Annotated in this window: 11 protein-coding genes; 6 read left to right on the top strand and 5 right to left on the bottom strand. The window is 74.2% G+C overall.

Annotated features, from left to right (window positions below):
* Nucleotides 1–6: 6 nt before the first annotated feature.
* On the bottom strand, nucleotides 7–342 hold the full coding sequence (locus ACWD4P_RS09265; protein ID WP_449779150.1) for a hypothetical protein: 336 nt from the start codon (nucleotides 340–342) through the stop codon (nucleotides 7–9).
* 429 nt (nucleotides 343–771) lie between these two features.
* Between ACWD4P_RS09265 and ACWD4P_RS09260 the strand changes: the two genes are divergently transcribed.
* The 4 genes from ACWD4P_RS09260 to ACWD4P_RS09245 are packed head-to-tail and all read left to right on the top strand — an operon-like array spanning nucleotide 772 to nucleotide 6,673.
* Entirely contained in the window at nucleotides 772–1,992 is a 1,221-nt protein-coding gene (locus ACWD4P_RS09260) for a CaiB/BaiF CoA transferase family protein (protein ID WP_449779149.1), read from the top strand.
* A gap of 2 nt (nucleotides 1,993–1,994) precedes the next feature.
* A complete protein-coding gene (locus ACWD4P_RS09255) occupies nucleotides 1,995–3,137 on the top strand; it encodes an acyl-CoA dehydrogenase family protein (RefSeq protein WP_359818473.1) in 1,143 nt (380 codons plus the stop codon).
* 43 nt (nucleotides 3,138–3,180) lie between these two features.
* Nucleotides 3,181–4,395, top strand: coding sequence for an acetyl-CoA C-acetyltransferase (locus ACWD4P_RS09250; RefSeq protein WP_359818471.1), 1,215 nt, complete (start codon nucleotides 3,181–3,183; stop codon nucleotides 4,393–4,395).
* Between the two features lie 40 nt (nucleotides 4,396–4,435).
* A complete protein-coding gene (locus tag ACWD4P_RS09245) occupies nucleotides 4,436–6,673 on the top strand; it encodes a 3-hydroxyacyl-CoA dehydrogenase NAD-binding domain-containing protein (protein ID WP_449779148.1) in 2,238 nt (745 codons plus the stop codon).
* Nucleotides 6,674–6,804: 131 nt separating this feature from the next.
* On the opposite strand, the gene ACWD4P_RS09240 is transcribed toward ACWD4P_RS09245, so the two are convergent.
* From ACWD4P_RS09240 to ACWD4P_RS09225, 4 genes are all read right to left on the bottom strand, one after another.
* Nucleotides 6,805–7,578, bottom strand: coding sequence for a MerR family transcriptional regulator (locus tag ACWD4P_RS09240; RefSeq protein WP_449779147.1), 774 nt, complete (start codon nucleotides 7,576–7,578; stop codon nucleotides 6,805–6,807).
* Nucleotides 7,579–7,875: 297 nt separating this feature from the next.
* Nucleotides 7,876–8,964 carry an isopenicillin N synthase family dioxygenase gene (locus ACWD4P_RS09235; protein ID WP_449779146.1) on the bottom strand — a complete coding sequence of 363 codons (1,089 nt, stop codon included), beginning with the start codon at nucleotides 8,962–8,964 and terminating at the stop codon, nucleotides 7,876–7,878.
* Between the two features lie 407 nt (nucleotides 8,965–9,371).
* A complete protein-coding gene (locus ACWD4P_RS09230; RefSeq protein WP_359818462.1) occupies nucleotides 9,372–10,019 on the bottom strand; it encodes a response regulator transcription factor in 648 nt (215 codons plus the stop codon).
* Nucleotides 9,971–11,419, bottom strand: coding sequence for a histidine kinase (locus ACWD4P_RS09225; protein WP_449779145.1), 1,449 nt, complete (start codon nucleotides 11,417–11,419; stop codon nucleotides 9,971–9,973). Before ACWD4P_RS09225 ends, ACWD4P_RS09230 begins: the two co-directional genes overlap by 49 nt.
* A 309-nt stretch (nucleotides 11,420–11,728) precedes the next feature.
* On the opposite strand from ACWD4P_RS09225, the gene ACWD4P_RS09220 reads away from it, so the two are divergent.
* Together ACWD4P_RS09220 and ACWD4P_RS09215 are read left to right on the top strand one after the other, a co-directional pair.
* Nucleotides 11,729–12,442 (top strand): ABC transporter ATP-binding protein, encoded by a 714-nt coding sequence (locus ACWD4P_RS09220; protein WP_449779144.1) that lies wholly within the window; start codon nucleotides 11,729–11,731, stop codon nucleotides 12,440–12,442.
* The gene (locus ACWD4P_RS09215) at nucleotides 12,439–14,832 is read left to right on the top strand and encodes an FtsX-like permease family protein (protein WP_449779143.1); all 2,394 of its coding nucleotides are present in this window, start codon (nucleotides 12,439–12,441) and stop codon (nucleotides 14,830–14,832) included. Before ACWD4P_RS09220 ends, ACWD4P_RS09215 begins: the two co-directional genes overlap by 4 nt.
* The last annotated feature ends 55 nt before the right edge of the window (nucleotides 14,833–14,887 follow it).

Here is a 14,887-nt window from a genome sequence, read left to right as displayed (position 1 = left end):
TGCCCTCTACCGGCCCGCGCGGAAGTCGGTGGCGATGCTGGTCTCGTTGGCGTTGTAGAACTGCCGCGTCCGGTCGAGGCTGGTGGCGGCGTTGCCGAGCTTGCCGTGCAGGGTCTTGCACTGCTGCAGCCAGCGCTCGGTGCTGCCGGTGAGGGCGCCGCCGAAGGAGAAGCCGCGGATCTTGGTCGACGCGGTGCTCGCGTACTCGGTGAGGCTGTGTGCGCCCGGCCCCGCCTTGCCGTTGGCGTCGTCGAGGTCGGTGGCTGTCTGGCGGGCTATCGCGGCCGAGGCGGTGAGCTCGTACGGGGTGTCCAGCTGGGTGGTGGCCTTGCCGGGCGGCATGAGGGGAAGCGGTGGCACGGAGGCGTCGCCGGGCTGCGCCGGGTTGGCGTACGGCGATTTCACGGGATACGTGGGCAGCGGGCCCGGCACTGGGCCCGGCACTGGGCCCGGCATCGGGTCCTTGGCCGGTGCGACCGGTCCCGTGGTGAAGTACGGACTGCCCATGCGTGGAATCCTCCCCGTTCGGCGGAACGCCGCTCCCCTGCGGCATGACGACCGTACAGGGAGCCTCCGTCAGTGCACGGACCCACCCTCCGTGGTTCCGGGTGCGCGCGGAGTGGCGGTGTCCACCGAGGCGTGGGCGTGGGGGAATTGGCGGCCCGGCGCGGGGGCGGAGGTCTTGTTACCGGCGGGTCGCTTGCCTATCATCCCGAGTGTGACAGCTTTACTGTCAAACCCATCGGGAAGGGTCGGCGGCCAGTGGGTGACGTGAGCAGGGGGCCGGCGGCCGGGGGGCCGTTGGCAGGTGTGCGGGTGGTGGAGCTCGCCGGGATCGGGCCGGGGCCGTTCGCGGCGATGCTGCTGGGGGACCTCGGGGCGGACGTGGTGCGGGTGGACCGGCCGGAGCCCTCGCCGCTCGGCACCGACCCGGCGTACGACCTCAGCAACCGCAACAAGCGCTCGGTACTGATCGACCTGAAGTCCCCCGCGGGCCCCGGCCGGGTGCTGGACCTGGTCGAGCGGGCGGACCTGCTGATCGAGGGCTACCGGCCGGGCGTCGCGGAGCGGCTCGGGGTCGGGCCCGAGGCGTGCCTGGCGCGCAACCCGGCGCTGGTGTACGGGCGGATGACCGGCTGGGGGCAGCACGGCCCCCGGGCGGCGACCGCCGGGCACGACCTCGGGTACGCGGCGGTCGCCGGGGTGCTCGGGATGGTGGCGGCGCCGGGCGGCGCCGACGAGGCCCCCGGCATCCCCGCCAACCTGCTCGGCGACTACGCGGGCGGCTCGCTCTACCTGGTCGTCGGCCTGCTCGCCGGGCTGCACCACGCCCGGGCCACCGGTGCCGGCCAGGTGGTCGATGCCGCGATCGTGGACGGCGCGGCCCACCTCGGCAGCATGCTGTGGGGCCTGCTCGCGGCCGGACACTGGCAGGACCGCCGGGGCGCCAACCTGCTGGACGGCGGAGCGCCGTTCTACGCGATCTACCGGGCTGCCGACGGAGGGCACCTGGCCGTGGGCGCGCTGGAGCCGCGCTTCTACACGGAGTTCGCCCGACTGCTGGGGCTGGGCCCGGACACCCCCGGCCAGTACGACCTCGACCGCTGGCCCGAGCTGCGCTCCCTGATCGCGGCCCGCTTCGCCACCCGGACCCGGGCCGAGTGGGAGGCCGTCTTCGCGGGCTCCGACGCTTGCGTGGAGCCGGTGCTGACGATGCGTCAGGCCGCCGCCGACGGCCACCTGTCGGCGCGCGGGACGTACGTCGAGGCGGGCGGCGTCACCCAGCCGGCCCCGGCCCCGCGCTTCTCCGCCACCCCGGGGGCCCTGCGCCGCCCGCCGGCCCGGCCGGGCGCGGACACCGCCGAGGTCGCCCGGGACTGGGGCGTTCCCTCCCTCGGCCCCGGCGCCCCGTCCGTCGATCCCGGAGGCGCCCGCGCGTCCGGGAGTCCTGGCGCCCCCACCACCAACCCTTCGGCAGAGCAGGGAGAGTAGCGTTGCAGCGCGAGATCTTCACCGAGCAGCACGACGACTTCCGGGCCACCGTGCGGGCCTTCCTGGCCAAGGAGGTGCTGCCGCACTACGACCGCTGGGAGAAGGCCGGCATCGTCGACCGTTCCGCCTGGCTCGCGGCCGGCCGGCAGGGCCTGCTCGGCCTCGCCGTCCCCGAGGAGTACGGCGGCGGCGGGACTCCGGACTTCCGCTACGCCGCCGTGCTGGCCGAGGAGTTCGCCCGGGCCGGCGCCTCCGGCCTGGCGATCGGGCTGCACAACGACATCATCGGCCCGTACCTCACCTCGCTCGCCACCGAGGAGCAGAAGCGCCGCTGGCTGCCCGGCTTCTGCTCGGGCGAGCTGATCACCGCGATCGCGATGACCGAGCCCGGCACCGGATCCGACCTCCAGGGCATCCGCACCCAGGCGGTCGACCGGGGCGACCACTACCTGCTCAACGGCGCCAAGACCTTCATCTCCAACGGCATCCTCGCCGACCTGGTGATCGTGGTCGCCCGCACCACCCCCGAGGGCGGCGCCCACGGGTTGAGCCTGCTGGCCGTCGAGCGCGGCACGCCCGGCTTCGAGCGCGGCCGCAACCTCGACAAGATCGGCCAGAAGGCCCAGGACACCGCCGAGTTGTTCTTCGAGGACGTCCGGGTGCCGAAGGAGAACCTGATCGGCGAGCTCAACGGCGGCTTCGTCCACCTGATGCAGAACCTCGCCCAGGAGCGGCTCACCATCGCCGCCGCGGCGATCGCCGGCGCCGAGTACCTGGTCGAGATCACCACCGACTACGTCAAGCAGCGCGAGGCCTTCGGCCGCCCGCTCGCCAAGCTCCAGCACGTCCGCTTCGAGATCGCCGAGCTGGCCACCGAGTGTGCCGTCACCCGCGCTTTCGTGGACCGCTGCATCACCGAGCACAACCGCTGGGCGCTCACCCCGGCGGACGCCTCGATGGCCAAGTGGTGGGCCACCGAGCTGCAGAAGCGCACCGCCGACCGTTGCCTCCAACTGCACGGCGGCTACGGCTACATGAGCGAGTTCCCGGTCGCCCGGGCGTTCACCGACGGCCGCATCCAGACCATCTACGGCGGCACCACCGAGATCATGAAGGAGATCGTCGGCCGCTCCATCCTCGGCTGAGCGCTCCTTCCTCACGTCCCCCTGCCCTGAAAGGCGTTCCACCGTGACCACCGAAGCGTACGTCTACGATGCGATCCGCACCCCGCGCGGCCGGGGCAAGGCCTCCGGCTCGCTGCACGGCACCAAGCCGATCGATCTGGTCGTCGGCCTGATCCACGAACTGCGCAGCCGCTACCCCGGGTTGGACCCGGCCGCGATCGACGACATCGTGCTCGGCGTGGTCAGCCCGGTGGGCGACCAGGGCTCCGACATCGCCCGGATCGCGGCCGTCGCGGCCGGCCTGCCCGACACCGTCGCCGGCGTCCAGGAGAACCGCTTCTGCGCCTCCGGCCTGGAAGCCGTCAACATGGCCGCCGCCAAGGTCCGTTCCGGCTGGGAGGACCTGGTCCTGGCCGGCGGAGTGGAGTCGATGTCCCGGGTCAAGATGGCCTCCGACGGCGGCGCCTGGTTCGCCGACCCGATGACCGCGTACGAGACCAACTTCGCCCCGCAGGGCATCGGCGCCGACCTCATCGCCACCATCGAGGGCTTCTCCCGCACCGACGTGGACGCCTTTGCCGCCGAGTCCCAGGCCCGCGCCGCCAAGGCCCAGGCGGACGGCCTGTTCGACCGCTCGGTCGTCCCGGTGCGCGACCGCAACGGCCTGGTCGTCCTGGAGCGCGACGAGTTCATCCGCCCCGGCACCACCGTCGAGACCCTGGCGGGCCTCAAGCCCTCCTTCGCCGCCATCGGCGAGGCCGGCGGCTTCGACGCCGTCGCCCTCCAGAAGTACCACTGGGTCGAGGCCATCGACCACGTCCACCACGCGGGCAACTCCTCCGGCATCGTGGACGGCGCCGCGCTGGTGGCCATCGGCAACCGCGAGGTCGGCGAACGGTACGGGCTGCGCCCGCGCGCCCGGATCGTCTCCGCCGCGGTCTCCGGCTCCGAGCCGACCATCATGCTCACCGGCCCCGCCCCGGCCACCCACAAGGCGCTCGCCAAGGCCGGGCTCACCGCCGCCGACATCGACCTGGTCGAGATCAACGAGGCCTTCGCCGCCGTCGCGCTCCGCTTCATCCGCGAACTCGGCTTCCGCCACGACCAGGTGAACGTCAACGGCGGCGCGATCGCGCTCGGCCACCCGCTCGGCGCCACCGGCGCGATGCTGCTCGGCACCGTGATCGACGAACTGGAACGGCGCGACCTGCGCTACGGCCTGATCACCCTCTGCGTGGGCGGCGGCATGGGCATCGCCACCATCGTCGAGCGCATCTGACCTCCCCCAGCAGACCGGTAGACCTGGAGACCGTGAACCCATGAGCGACACCACCACCATCCGCTGGGAGCAGGACCAGGACGGCGTGGTCACCCTCGTCCTCGACGACCCCACCCAGTCCGTCAACACCATGAACGAGGCCTTCACCGCCGACTTCGAGACCGTCGTCGAGCGGCTGGCGGCCATGGCCTCCCCGGGCGCCTCCGCAGGCGCCTCCGCAGGCGCCGCCGCGGACGCCCCCGCGGACGCGCTGCGCGGCGTGGTGATCACCTCCGCCAAGAAGACCTTCTTCGCCGGGGGAGACCTGCGGATGCTCTCCGCCGCCCGCCCCGAGGACGCCGAGGCCGTCTTCGACAAGTCGATGCGGATCAAGCGCGCGCTGCGCAGGCTGGAGACCCTCGGCAAGCCGGTCGTCGCCGCCGTCAACGGCAGCGCGCTCGGCGGCGGCCTGGAGATCGCCCTCGCCTGCCACCACCGGATCGCGCTCGACACCCCGGCCTCCCGGATCGGCCTGCCCGAGGTCACCCTCGGCCTGCTGCCGGGCGGCGGCGGAGTGGTCCGTACGGTGCGGCTGTTCGGCATCACCGACGCCCTGCTGAAGTTCCTGCTCCAGGGGCGCCAGTACCGCCCCGGGCAGGCGCTGGAGCACGGCCTGGTGCACGAACTCGTCGACACGCCCGAGGAGCTGACCGCCCGCGCGAAGGCCTGGATCGAGGCCAACCCGACCGCCGTCCAGCCCTGGGACGTCAAGGGGTACAAGATCCCCGGCGGCACCCCGGCCACCCCGGCGTTCGCCGCCAACCTGCCCGCCTTCCCGGCCAACCTGCGCAAGCAGCTCAACGGCGCGCCCTACCCGGCCCCGCGCAACGTGCTGGCCGCCGCCGTGGAGAGCGCCCAGGTGGACGTCGACACCGCGATGGCGATCGAGGCCCGCTACTTCACCGAGCTGGCCTGCGGGCAGACCAGCAAGAACATGATCCAGGCGCTGTTCTTCGACATGCAGGCGGTCAACTCCGGCGCCGGGCGTCCGAAGGAGATCGAGAAGCGGCAGGTCCGCAGGGTCGCGGTGCTCGGCGCCGGGATGATGGGCGCGGGCATCGCCTACGCCTGCGCCAAGGCCGGCATCGAGGTCGTGCTCAAGGACGTGAGCCCGGAAGCCGCCGAACGCGGAAAGGCCTACTCCGAGGGCCTGTTGAACAAGGCCATCGCCCGCGGCCGCTCCACCGAGGCCAAGCGCGACGAACTGCTGGCCCGGATCACCCCCACCGCCGAGGCCGCCGACCTGGCCGGCTGCGACGCGGTGATCGAGGCGGTCTTCGAGAACACCGAGCTCAAGCACAAGGTGTTCCAGGAGATCGAGGGCGTCGTCGGCCCCGACGCGCTGCTCTGCTCCAACACCTCCACCCTGCCGATCGGCCTGCTCGCCGAAGGCGTCGAGCGCCAGGACGACTTCATCGGCCTGCACTTCTTCTCGCCCGTCGACAAGATGCGCCTGGTGGAGATCATCCGCGGCCCGCGGACCGGCGACGAGGCGCTCGCCCGCGCCTTCGACCTGGTCCGGCAGATCGACCGGACCCCGATCGTGGTCAACGACTCCCGCGGCTTCTTCACCTCGCGGGTCATCGGCCAGTTCCTCAACGAGGGCGTCGCCATGGTCGGCGAGGGCATCCACCCGTCCAGCATCGAGCAGGCCGCCGCCCAGGCCGGCTACCCCGCCAAGGTGCTCTCCCTGATGGACGAGCTCACCCTCACCCTGCCGCGCAAGATCCGCGACGAGTACCGGCGCTCGGTGGAGGCCGCCGGCGGCACCTGGACGCCCCACCCGGCCGACGCGGTGGTCGACCGGATGGTCGACGAGTTCGGCCGCCCCGGGCGCAGCGGCGGCGCCGGCTTCTACGAGTACGGCGAGGACGGCAAGCGCGGGCGGCTCTGGCCGGGGCTGCTGGAGCACTTCGGCGGTGGCGCTGCGGGGGACCCCGCCGACATCCCCTTCGAGGACCTCAAGGAGCGGATGCTGTTCAGCGAGGCGCTGGACTCGGTGCGCTGCCTGGAGGAGGGCGTGCTGACCTCGGTCGCCGACGCCAACGTGGGCTCGATCCTCGGCATCGGCTTCCCGGCCTGGACGGGCGGCGTGTTCCAGTACATCAACGGGTACGAGGGCGGACCGGCAGGCTTCGCGGCCCGCGCCCGCGAACTCGCCGCGGCGTACGGCGAGCGGTTCGCGCCGCCGGCGCTGCTGGAGCGGATCGCGGCCGAGGGCGGGACCTTCACGGACTGACGGGCGGAGCCGCCCGGGTCCGGGTCCGGGTTCGGACTCCGGTTCCCACCCGGTTCCGGTTCCGGTTCCGGACCGGAACCGGGTGGGGCCGCGGCTGCTGCGGCCCCACCCGGGTTCCCGGTCCGGCGGCGTCACCCGGGCTCCCCGTCCGGTCCCCGGTCCGGTTCCTGGCTCAGCTCCTCGCCCAGTTCCTCCCGCAGGTACCGCTGGAAGGCCGTGACCAGGGCCTGCGCCACCATCGGTTGGATGTGGTCCGTCAGCGCCCGCATCCGGGTCAGCTCCGCCGGTGCGGGCCCGCTCTCCCGGTACGGCTTCCACACCGTCTCGCGGAACAGCCGCTGCAACTCCCGTGCCGTCGCCCGGCTGTGCTCCAGCACCACCGCCCGGGCGGCCAGCAGCGTCTCCAGCGGGATCGGTACGTCCAGGATCCGCACGCCCAGCGGCAGCAGTCCGGGATCCACCCGGAACACCTCCGGGTCCCGCGTCCGCTCCAGGGCTCCCATCGCGGCGAGCCGTTCGACCTGCTCCTCCGTCAGCCCCCGGCCGGCCCGGCGCTCCAGTTGCGCCCGGCTGGCCTCCTCCGGGGTCTCCGGCGTCCAGGACGCCACCAACGCGCGGTGGATCGCCAGGTCCAGCGGGGTGCTGTCCTCGGGCAACCGGGCCAGGTACCGCTCGATCGCGGCCAGGGTCAGCCCCTGTCGCTGCAGTTCCTCGATCAGCCCCAGCCGGTCCAGGTGGGCCTCCCCGTACAGACCCACCCGTCGGGGCCCCAGCTCTGGTGGCGGCAGCAGCCCCTTGGTGCCGTAGAACCGAACCGTCCGCACCGTCACCCCGGCCCGCGCCGCCAGTTCGTCCACCGTCAGCCGCAGCCCGCCCCCGACCCCGGCCCCGTCGTGCTCCCCCATCCGCCGCCTCCCGCGCTGGCACACTCCTGCTGTGACACCAGCAGTGTGACAGTGCCGTCCCGGACCGGTCCACCGATGGCGGCGGGGAGGGGAGGGGAGGGGAGGGGAGCGCGGGGGCACGGGGAGCACGGGGACGCCGAAGCCCCTGCCGTCGGCCGGGGCGGCGTCGGGCAGGGGCTTCGGCGGCAGCGGTGGGGGTGGTATGGCCGCGGCTGTGGTCGGGGGCCGAGCTCGGGGCCGAGCTCGGGGTTGAGGCCGGGGTTGAGGCCGGGGCCGGGGCCGGGGCCGGGGCTGGGGTCAGGCGAGGGCGGCGTGGTGGCGGCGGGTGACTTCGGGGTGGGCCCTGGTGTAGCCCTTCCACTCGTTGAGGCCGAAGTCGGCGAAGAGCGGGTTGTCCGGGTCCTCGGTGGCGCCGGGGGCGTGGTGGGCGAGCGGGAAGTCCAGCGGTTCGACGTGGGCGTCGAGGCGGGGGTTGTAGAAGAACGGCACCGAGAAGCGCTCGCGGGCGCCGGGCGGGCTCACCACGCGGTGGTTGGTGGCCTTGAGGTAGCCGTCCGTGGCCACCTCCAGCAGCTCGCCGAGGTTGACGACGAAGGCGCCGGGGAGCGGCGGGATGTCCAGGAAGGTGCCGTCGGCGCGCTCGACCTGGAGGCCGCCGACGGTGTCCTGCAGCAGCAGGGTGATGAAGCCGTAGTCCTTGTGGGCGCCGACCCCCTGGCCGGCGCCGTCCGGGGCGGTGCCCGGGTAGCGGACCAGCTTGAGCCGCAGGTGGGGGTGGTCCGCGAAGGCCTCGTCGTAGAAGTCGGGGCGGGCGCCGATCGCGGCGAGGAGTTCGTGCAGCAGCCGGTGGGCGACCCCGTCGAGGTGGTCGATCCAGCCGAGCGCGGCGGAGCGCAGCTCGGGGAGGGCCTCGGGCCACTGGTTGGGACCCTCCAGCCACCAGTACGGGGGCTCGCCGCTGCCGGGGACGTGCGGGGGCAGCTCGGCGCCGATGTCCAGCTGGTCGCGCCAGTCCTGGTTGCCGCCGGTGAGCTCGTCGCCGGTGCGGGTGTAGCCCCGGTAGTGGGGGGAGTTGAGGTTGCTCACGGCGAGCCGGTCGGCCTCGGGCAGCGCGAAGAAGGCGCGCATGGCCCGGGTGAGCGCGGCCGTCTCCTCCGGGGTGACACCGTGGCCGACCAATTGGAAGAACCCGACACCGGTGGCCGCGGCGCGGAGCTCGTCGTGCAGGCGGCGGCGGTCGTCCGGGCTGCCGTCGGCGAGCGAGAGGTCGATCACCGGGAGGGCGTCCACCGGGAGGGCGTCCACCGGGGTGGAGCCGGTGCCGGTCTCGGATTCGCCGGTCTTGGATACGCCGGTCTCGGATATGGGCGTGTACTGCTGCGTCATGTGTGACATCCGCTGGGTCTCGTCCCGGCTGGTCCCGGTGGTCGACCGGGGACGCCGGAGCAGCCGCCTGGTGCGGCGGGTGGTCCGGGAGCCGGGAAAGGGGTGGCGGCCGGCAGGGGCCGCCGTTGAGGGTGGGTGGCGCGAGGTTCAGCCGGAGCGTCGACAGGACATGGTCGTCACGCGGAGCAGGTCCACGTGGCGGCGGCGAACAAGGATGAGCACCCCACCAGCCTAATTGACCCGTTCTGCGGCGGGCGAGCCCCGGGCAGCCGAGGGCCGTTCCCGCTGGTCGGGGCGCTGACCGGGGGGCGGCCGTGGTGGCTGTGGGGTTGTGGTGGGCGGCGTGATGGGCGGTGGTGGGTGGGTGGGTGGGGGTGGCGCCGGGCTGCGGGCGATGGCGGCTCCCTTCAGGAGTTGTTGAGGTAGGCCAGGACGGCCAGGACCCGGCGGTTGTCGTCGTCGGAGGGCTGGAGGTCGAGCCGGACGAAGATCGACGCGGTGTGCTTGGCGACGGCCCGCTCGGTGATCACCAGTTGCTGGGCGATCGCCGCGTTGGACCGGCCCTCCGCCATCAGCGCCAGCACCTGCCGCTCGCGTGGGGAGAGGGTGGAGACCGGGCCCGCCGAGGAGTTGTGGGTGAGCAGCCGGGTGATCACCTCCGGATCCATCACGGTGCCGCCCTGGGCGACCCGCCGTACGGCGTCGATGAACTGGGTGCCGTCCATCACCCGGTCCTTGAGCAGGTAGCCGATCCCGCCGGTGCTGCCGGCCAGCAGCTCGCGCGCGTACAGCTGCTCCACGAACTGCGACAGCACGAGGACGGGCAGCCCGGGGTGGGCCTGACGGGCCGCCAGCGCGGCCCGCAGCCCCTCGTCGGTGAAGCCCGGCGGCAGCCGGACGTCCACCACGGCGATGTCGGGCCGGTCCGCGGCCACCGCGGCGAGCAGTTGCTCGCCGTCCTCCACCGCCGCGGTGACCTTCATGCCGTTGGCCTCCAGCAGCCGGGTCAGACCGTCCCGGAGGAGGAAGAGGTCTTCGGCGATGACGACGCGCACGGGAGCTCCAGGTTCACGATGGTCGGCCCGCCGGGCGGGCTGCTGATCGCGAGCACCCCGTCGAAGGCGGCCAGTCGGCGTTCGGTTCCGCTGAGGCCGGTTCCCCGGGACGGGTCGGCGCCTCCGCGCCCGTCGTCGGTGACCGATATCCGCAGCAGCCCGTCACTGTGCCCTATGTCGATCCACACGCGCGAGGCCCCGGCGTGCTTCACCACGTTGGCCAGCAGCTCCGTCACCGCGAAGTAGGCGGCCGACTCCACCGGGGCGGGCACCCGGCCGGGCAGTCCGCCGCTGAAGTCGACGGGCAGCGGCAGGTCCAGTGCCGTCGCCCGCACCGCGTCGGCCAGGCCGCGGTCGGCGAGCACCGGGGGGTGGATGCCGCGGACCAGGTCCCGCAGCTCGCTCAGCGCCTTCACCGAGGACAGCCGGGCCTCGGCGAGCAGCGGCCCGAGGGCGTCCGGGTCGTCCTTCAGCTGTTCGGCCACGGTCAGCAGCATGCCCAGAGCCACCAGCCGGGCCTGCGCCCCGTCGTGCAGGTCCCGCTCGATCCGGCGCAGCTCGGCCGCTCCGGCGTCGATGGTGTCCGCCCTGGTCCGTGCCAGGTGGCTGACCTGACGGGCGAGCTCGGCCTGCCGGGAGGGACCGAGCAGGGCCCGGGCGGCCTTTTCGTGGAGCCGCAGGACCGGTGGCGCGGCCCACAGGGCGGCCAGTGGGGCGACGGTCAGGCCCAGCGAGTAGACGACGCCCAGGTGGAAGAACTGCCCGTCGCGGCCGAAGACCTCCAGGGCGACCGGGGCCAGCAGGACGATCGCGGCGGTGACCAGCACGACGGTGCCGGTGGACAGCGTCCAGACGAAGTCCCGCCAGGTCGCCGGGTCGGTGAGCCAGCCGCCGGCCCGCAGCCGCCGCCAGGGACCGGCGGCGGCCGGCCCGCGGTACGGCACCGGGATCGGCCGCCCGCTCCACTTCCCCACGGTGCGCCTGCTCTCCGTCGCGATCCAGCGGGCGCCGAACAGCCCCAGCACCAGCAGCGAGGGTGCCAGCCAGAGCGAGCCGGCCCGGCCGCCGGGCGCGGCACCGCCGTAGAGGTGCGTCGCCATCAGTGCCATCGTCCCCGGGGCGAACAGCGCGGCGCCGACCGCCCGGCCGCCGCCCCCGGTGGCCCAGCAGAGCGCCCAGAGGGCGACCGGCGCCATCGGCACGGCCAGGACCAGCGGCCCGCCCGGGTGGAGGTCCAGGGGATCGTCCGGACCGAACAGCGCGGCGGCCAGCAGGACCGGCCCCGCCAGCAGCGCCAGCAGGCCCGTCACGGCCAGCGTCACCGCGTACCAGGCCCGCACCCCGTCCGCGCAGGCCCGTCCGACCCGCAGGGCCGGCCCGCTCAGCACTTCCGCGTCCATGACGCGCCCCCTCTCCTCCCGCGGCCCCCGTCCGGAGGCCTCGGAGCCGCGGCCCGGAGCTCGGCCGAAGCCGCGGTTCCGAGCCGAGTCGCGGAGCCCCGCGGGCCCCGGTCCCGATCTTTCGCTGGTCAGTCTGCCCGGCCGGGGCGTTCGGCGATCTAGGCCTGAACACCCAGTTCGGGGTGTATCTGGATACACCTCGCAGAGGCCGTCCAGACGGCTGTCGGCACCCCGCCGCGGATTCGTAGCGTCATGTTCCGTCAGCCGGACCGGGGTTCTCGGTGCCGGACCTCGAACAGTGGAGGGCCCGTGAACGCGCCGATCATCCGGATCCGCGGCGTCAGCAGGACGTACGACCGATCCGACGCCGCCCGGCCCGCCCTGGCCGGGCTCGACCTGGAGGTCCGGGCCGGCGAGGCGCTGGCCGTGGTCGGCCGGTCGGGCAGCGGCAAGTCCACCCTGCTGAACCTGATCGCGGGCCTCGACCGCCCGAGCGAGGGCGAGGTGGAGGTGGACGGTGTCGCCGTGCACCGGCTCGGCGAGGCCGCGCTGGCCGAGTACCGGCGGGCGCGGATCGGCATGGTGTTCCAGTTCTTCAACCTGCTGGACGACCTGAGCGCGGAGGACAACGTGCTGCTCCCGGCCCAGCTGGCCGGGATGCGGCGGGAACAGGCCCGGGCCCGGGCCGCGGAGCTGCTGGAACGGCTGGGAGTGGCCCGGCACGCCAAGGCCTTCCCGGGCAGGCTCTCCGGCGGCGAGCGCCAACGGGTGGCGGTGGCCCGGGCGCTGATGAACCGTCCGCCGCTGCTGCTGGCGGACGAGCCCACCGGGGCGCTGGACACCGCCTCGGCCGCCGACGTCCGCGACCTGCTGCGCGGGCTCAACGCGGAGGGCCAGACGATCCTGCTGGTCACCCATGACACCGCGCTCGCCGAGGCCTGCGCAGACCGGACGATCGAGCTCCTCGACGGCCGGCTGGTCCGGGACACGGCGGCCGTGCCGGCACCGGGCGGTGGCCGGTGAGCGCGCTCGGCAAGGTGGTGCGCGCCGGGGTCGGCCGCCGGCGGGTGCAGACGCTGGTCATGGTGCTCACCACGACGATGGCCGTGACGGCGTGCATCCTCGCGCTCGGGCTGCTGGTCGCCGCCCAGGGCCCGTACCAGCGCTCCTTCGCCGACCAGCACGGCGCCCACCTCAACGTGCTGTACGACCGGGCCGGGGCGAGCGCCGACCAACTCGCCTCGACGGCCCGGGCGCCGGGCGTGACGGCCTCGGCCGGCCCCTACCAGGCGGTCGCCGTCCAGCCGCGCTCCGGCCCCGGCAACCGGATCCCCCCGGAGGGGAGCCCGCTGCCGCCGATGACGCTGGTCGGCCGCGCCCAAGGCGGCCAGCTGGACGGTCTGCGGATCACCAACGGCCGCTGGGTCGCGGGCCCCGGCGAGGTGGTGTTCCTGGACGGGCACTCCCCGCTGGCGGTCGGCGAGAGCATGGAGTTCCCGGACCTCCCGGGGCGCCCGGTGCTCAAGGTCGTCGGCCTGGCGGCCTCGGTCTCCTGGAGCGCGGACGGCTGGGTCGCCCCCGAGCAGGTGGCCGGGCTGACGGCGCCCGGCACGGTGCCCGCCGCCCAGTACCTCTACCGCTTCGCCCGGGCCGGCAGCGACGCCGAGGTGGAGGCCGACCGCGCCGCGCTGGCCGCCGCGGTCCCGGACAGAGCGCTCGTCCGCGCCACCTCCTACCGGCCCGCCCGGGAGGAGGCGAACCGGACGGCCTCGACCTTCGTCCCGTTCGTCACGGCCTTCGGGGTGCTCGGTCTGGCCATGTCGGTGCTGATCATCGGCGTCGTGGTCAGCGGCGCCGTCAGCGCCGCTACCAGGCGGATCGGGATCCTCAAGTCCCTGGGCTTCACTCCGGCCCAGGTGGCGCGCGCCTACGTCGGCCAGGCGCTGATCCCCGCCGGGGCCGGTACGGCGCTCGGCGTGCTCCTCGGCAACCTGCTGTCCGTGCCGGTCCTCGGGCTGGCGCACAAGGCCCTGCGCGGCGGGTTGCTCGGCATCCCGGTCTGGGTGGACGCCGTGGTCGCGGCGGCGGCCCTGGGAGCCGTGACGGCCACCGCACTGGTGCCGGCGCTGCGGGCCGGGCGGCTGCGGACGGTGGAGGCGCTGGCCGTCGGCCGGACGGCGCCGGGCGCCAAGCGGGCGGCCGCTCGCGGCGCGGCCGCCGGGGCCGGGGGCGCGGGCCCGCTCTCCCGGGCGAGGGACCAGATCGGCCGGCTGCCGGTGCCGCGGGCGCTCAGCCTCGGGCTGGCCTCCCCGCTCAACCGGCCGGGCCGCTCGGCGACCACGGGCGCCGCCGTGGTGCTCGGTACGGTCGGGGTCACCCTCTGCATCGGCCTGACGCTCTCGCTGGGTTCCCTCCAGGACGGCCTGGGGGCCGACCGCGCCGGCAAGGTGGTGGTCCAGGCCCCGATCGAGGGCCCCGCCCGGTCCGTCGACCACGTGGACGAGGCGGCCGTCGCCAAGGCCATCGACTCCCGTCCGGGCACCCGGGCCTGGTACAGCAGCGTTCCGACCCCGGTCGCCGTGGCCGGCAGCACCGGGCGTTCCCAGGTGGTCGCGTTCAGCGGCGACGCCTCCTGGAGCGGATTCCAACTGGTCTCCGGCCGCTGGTTCCACGGCCCCGGCGAGATCGTGGTGACCGCCGCCCACCTGCGGGCCGGGCGGGCGAAGGTCGGTGACACCGTCACCCTCACCGACCACGGGCGCAGCACCCCGGCGAGGATCACCGGCGAGGTTCTGGCCGTCCACGACCTGGTGTTCACCGACCGCTCCACGCTGGCGCCGCTCGGCGGAGCGATCCAGGCCGAGGCGCTCGCCTTCCGTATCGACCTCGCCCCGGGCGCCGATGCAGAGGCCTACGCCGACGGCCTGGACGAGGCGGTGAAGCCGTTGGGCCTGGCCGCCGACCCGGGTGAGGCCCCCCTCAACATCGTGGTGCTGGCGATGAACACCCTGGCGGGCACGCTCACGCTGCTGCTCTCCGTGGTGGCGGGGCTCGGGGTGCTCAACACCGTGCTGCTGGACACCCGGGAGCGGGTGCACGACCTCGGGGTGCTCAAGGCGCTCGGGATGTCACCCCGGCAGACCATCGGCATGGTGCTCACCTCGGTCTGCGGCATCGGGCTGGTGGCCGGGCTGATCGGGGTCCCGATCGGCATCCTGGTGCACCACCGGGTGATGCCCGCGATGGCCCGGGCCGCCGGGATAGGCGTTCCGCACTCCGACCTCGCAGTCTTCGCCCCGTCGGTGGTGGGGCCGCTGATACTCGGCGGCCTGGCGTTGGCCCTGATCGGCGCCGCCCTCCCGGCCACCTGGGCGGCCCGCACCCGGACGGTCACGGCCCTGCGGACGGAGTGACGGCGGGGGAGGGCCGCCCGGCCCGGGGCGGCTGAGGACCACCCCGGGCCGGGGC

It is taken from the genome of Kitasatospora sp. NPDC002543, from assembly GCF_053594915.1.
The sequence above is the reverse complement of the archived record's forward strand: the minus strand, read 5'-3'. Positions and strand labels throughout refer to the sequence as shown.

Bases quoted from the DNA above. Each gene is read 5' to 3' on its own strand.
- ACWD4P_RS09265 (WP_449779150.1), bottom strand. From the start codon at position 342: ATGCCGCCCGGCAAGGCCACCACCCAGCTGGACACCCCGTACGAGCTC.
- ACWD4P_RS09245 (WP_449779148.1), top strand. From the start codon at position 4,436: ATGAGCGACACCACCACCATCCGCTGGGAGCAGGACCAGGACGGCGTG.
- ACWD4P_RS09240 (WP_449779147.1), bottom strand. From the start codon at position 7,578: ATGGGGGAGCACGACGGGGCCGGGGTCGGGGGCGGGCTGCGGCTGACG.
- ACWD4P_RS09235 (WP_449779146.1), bottom strand. From the start codon at position 8,964: ATGACGCAGCAGTACACGCCCATATCCGAGACCGGCGTATCCAAGACC.
- ACWD4P_RS09225 (WP_449779145.1), bottom strand. From the start codon at position 11,419: ATGGACGCGGAAGTGCTGAGCGGGCCGGCCCTGCGGGTCGGACGGGCC.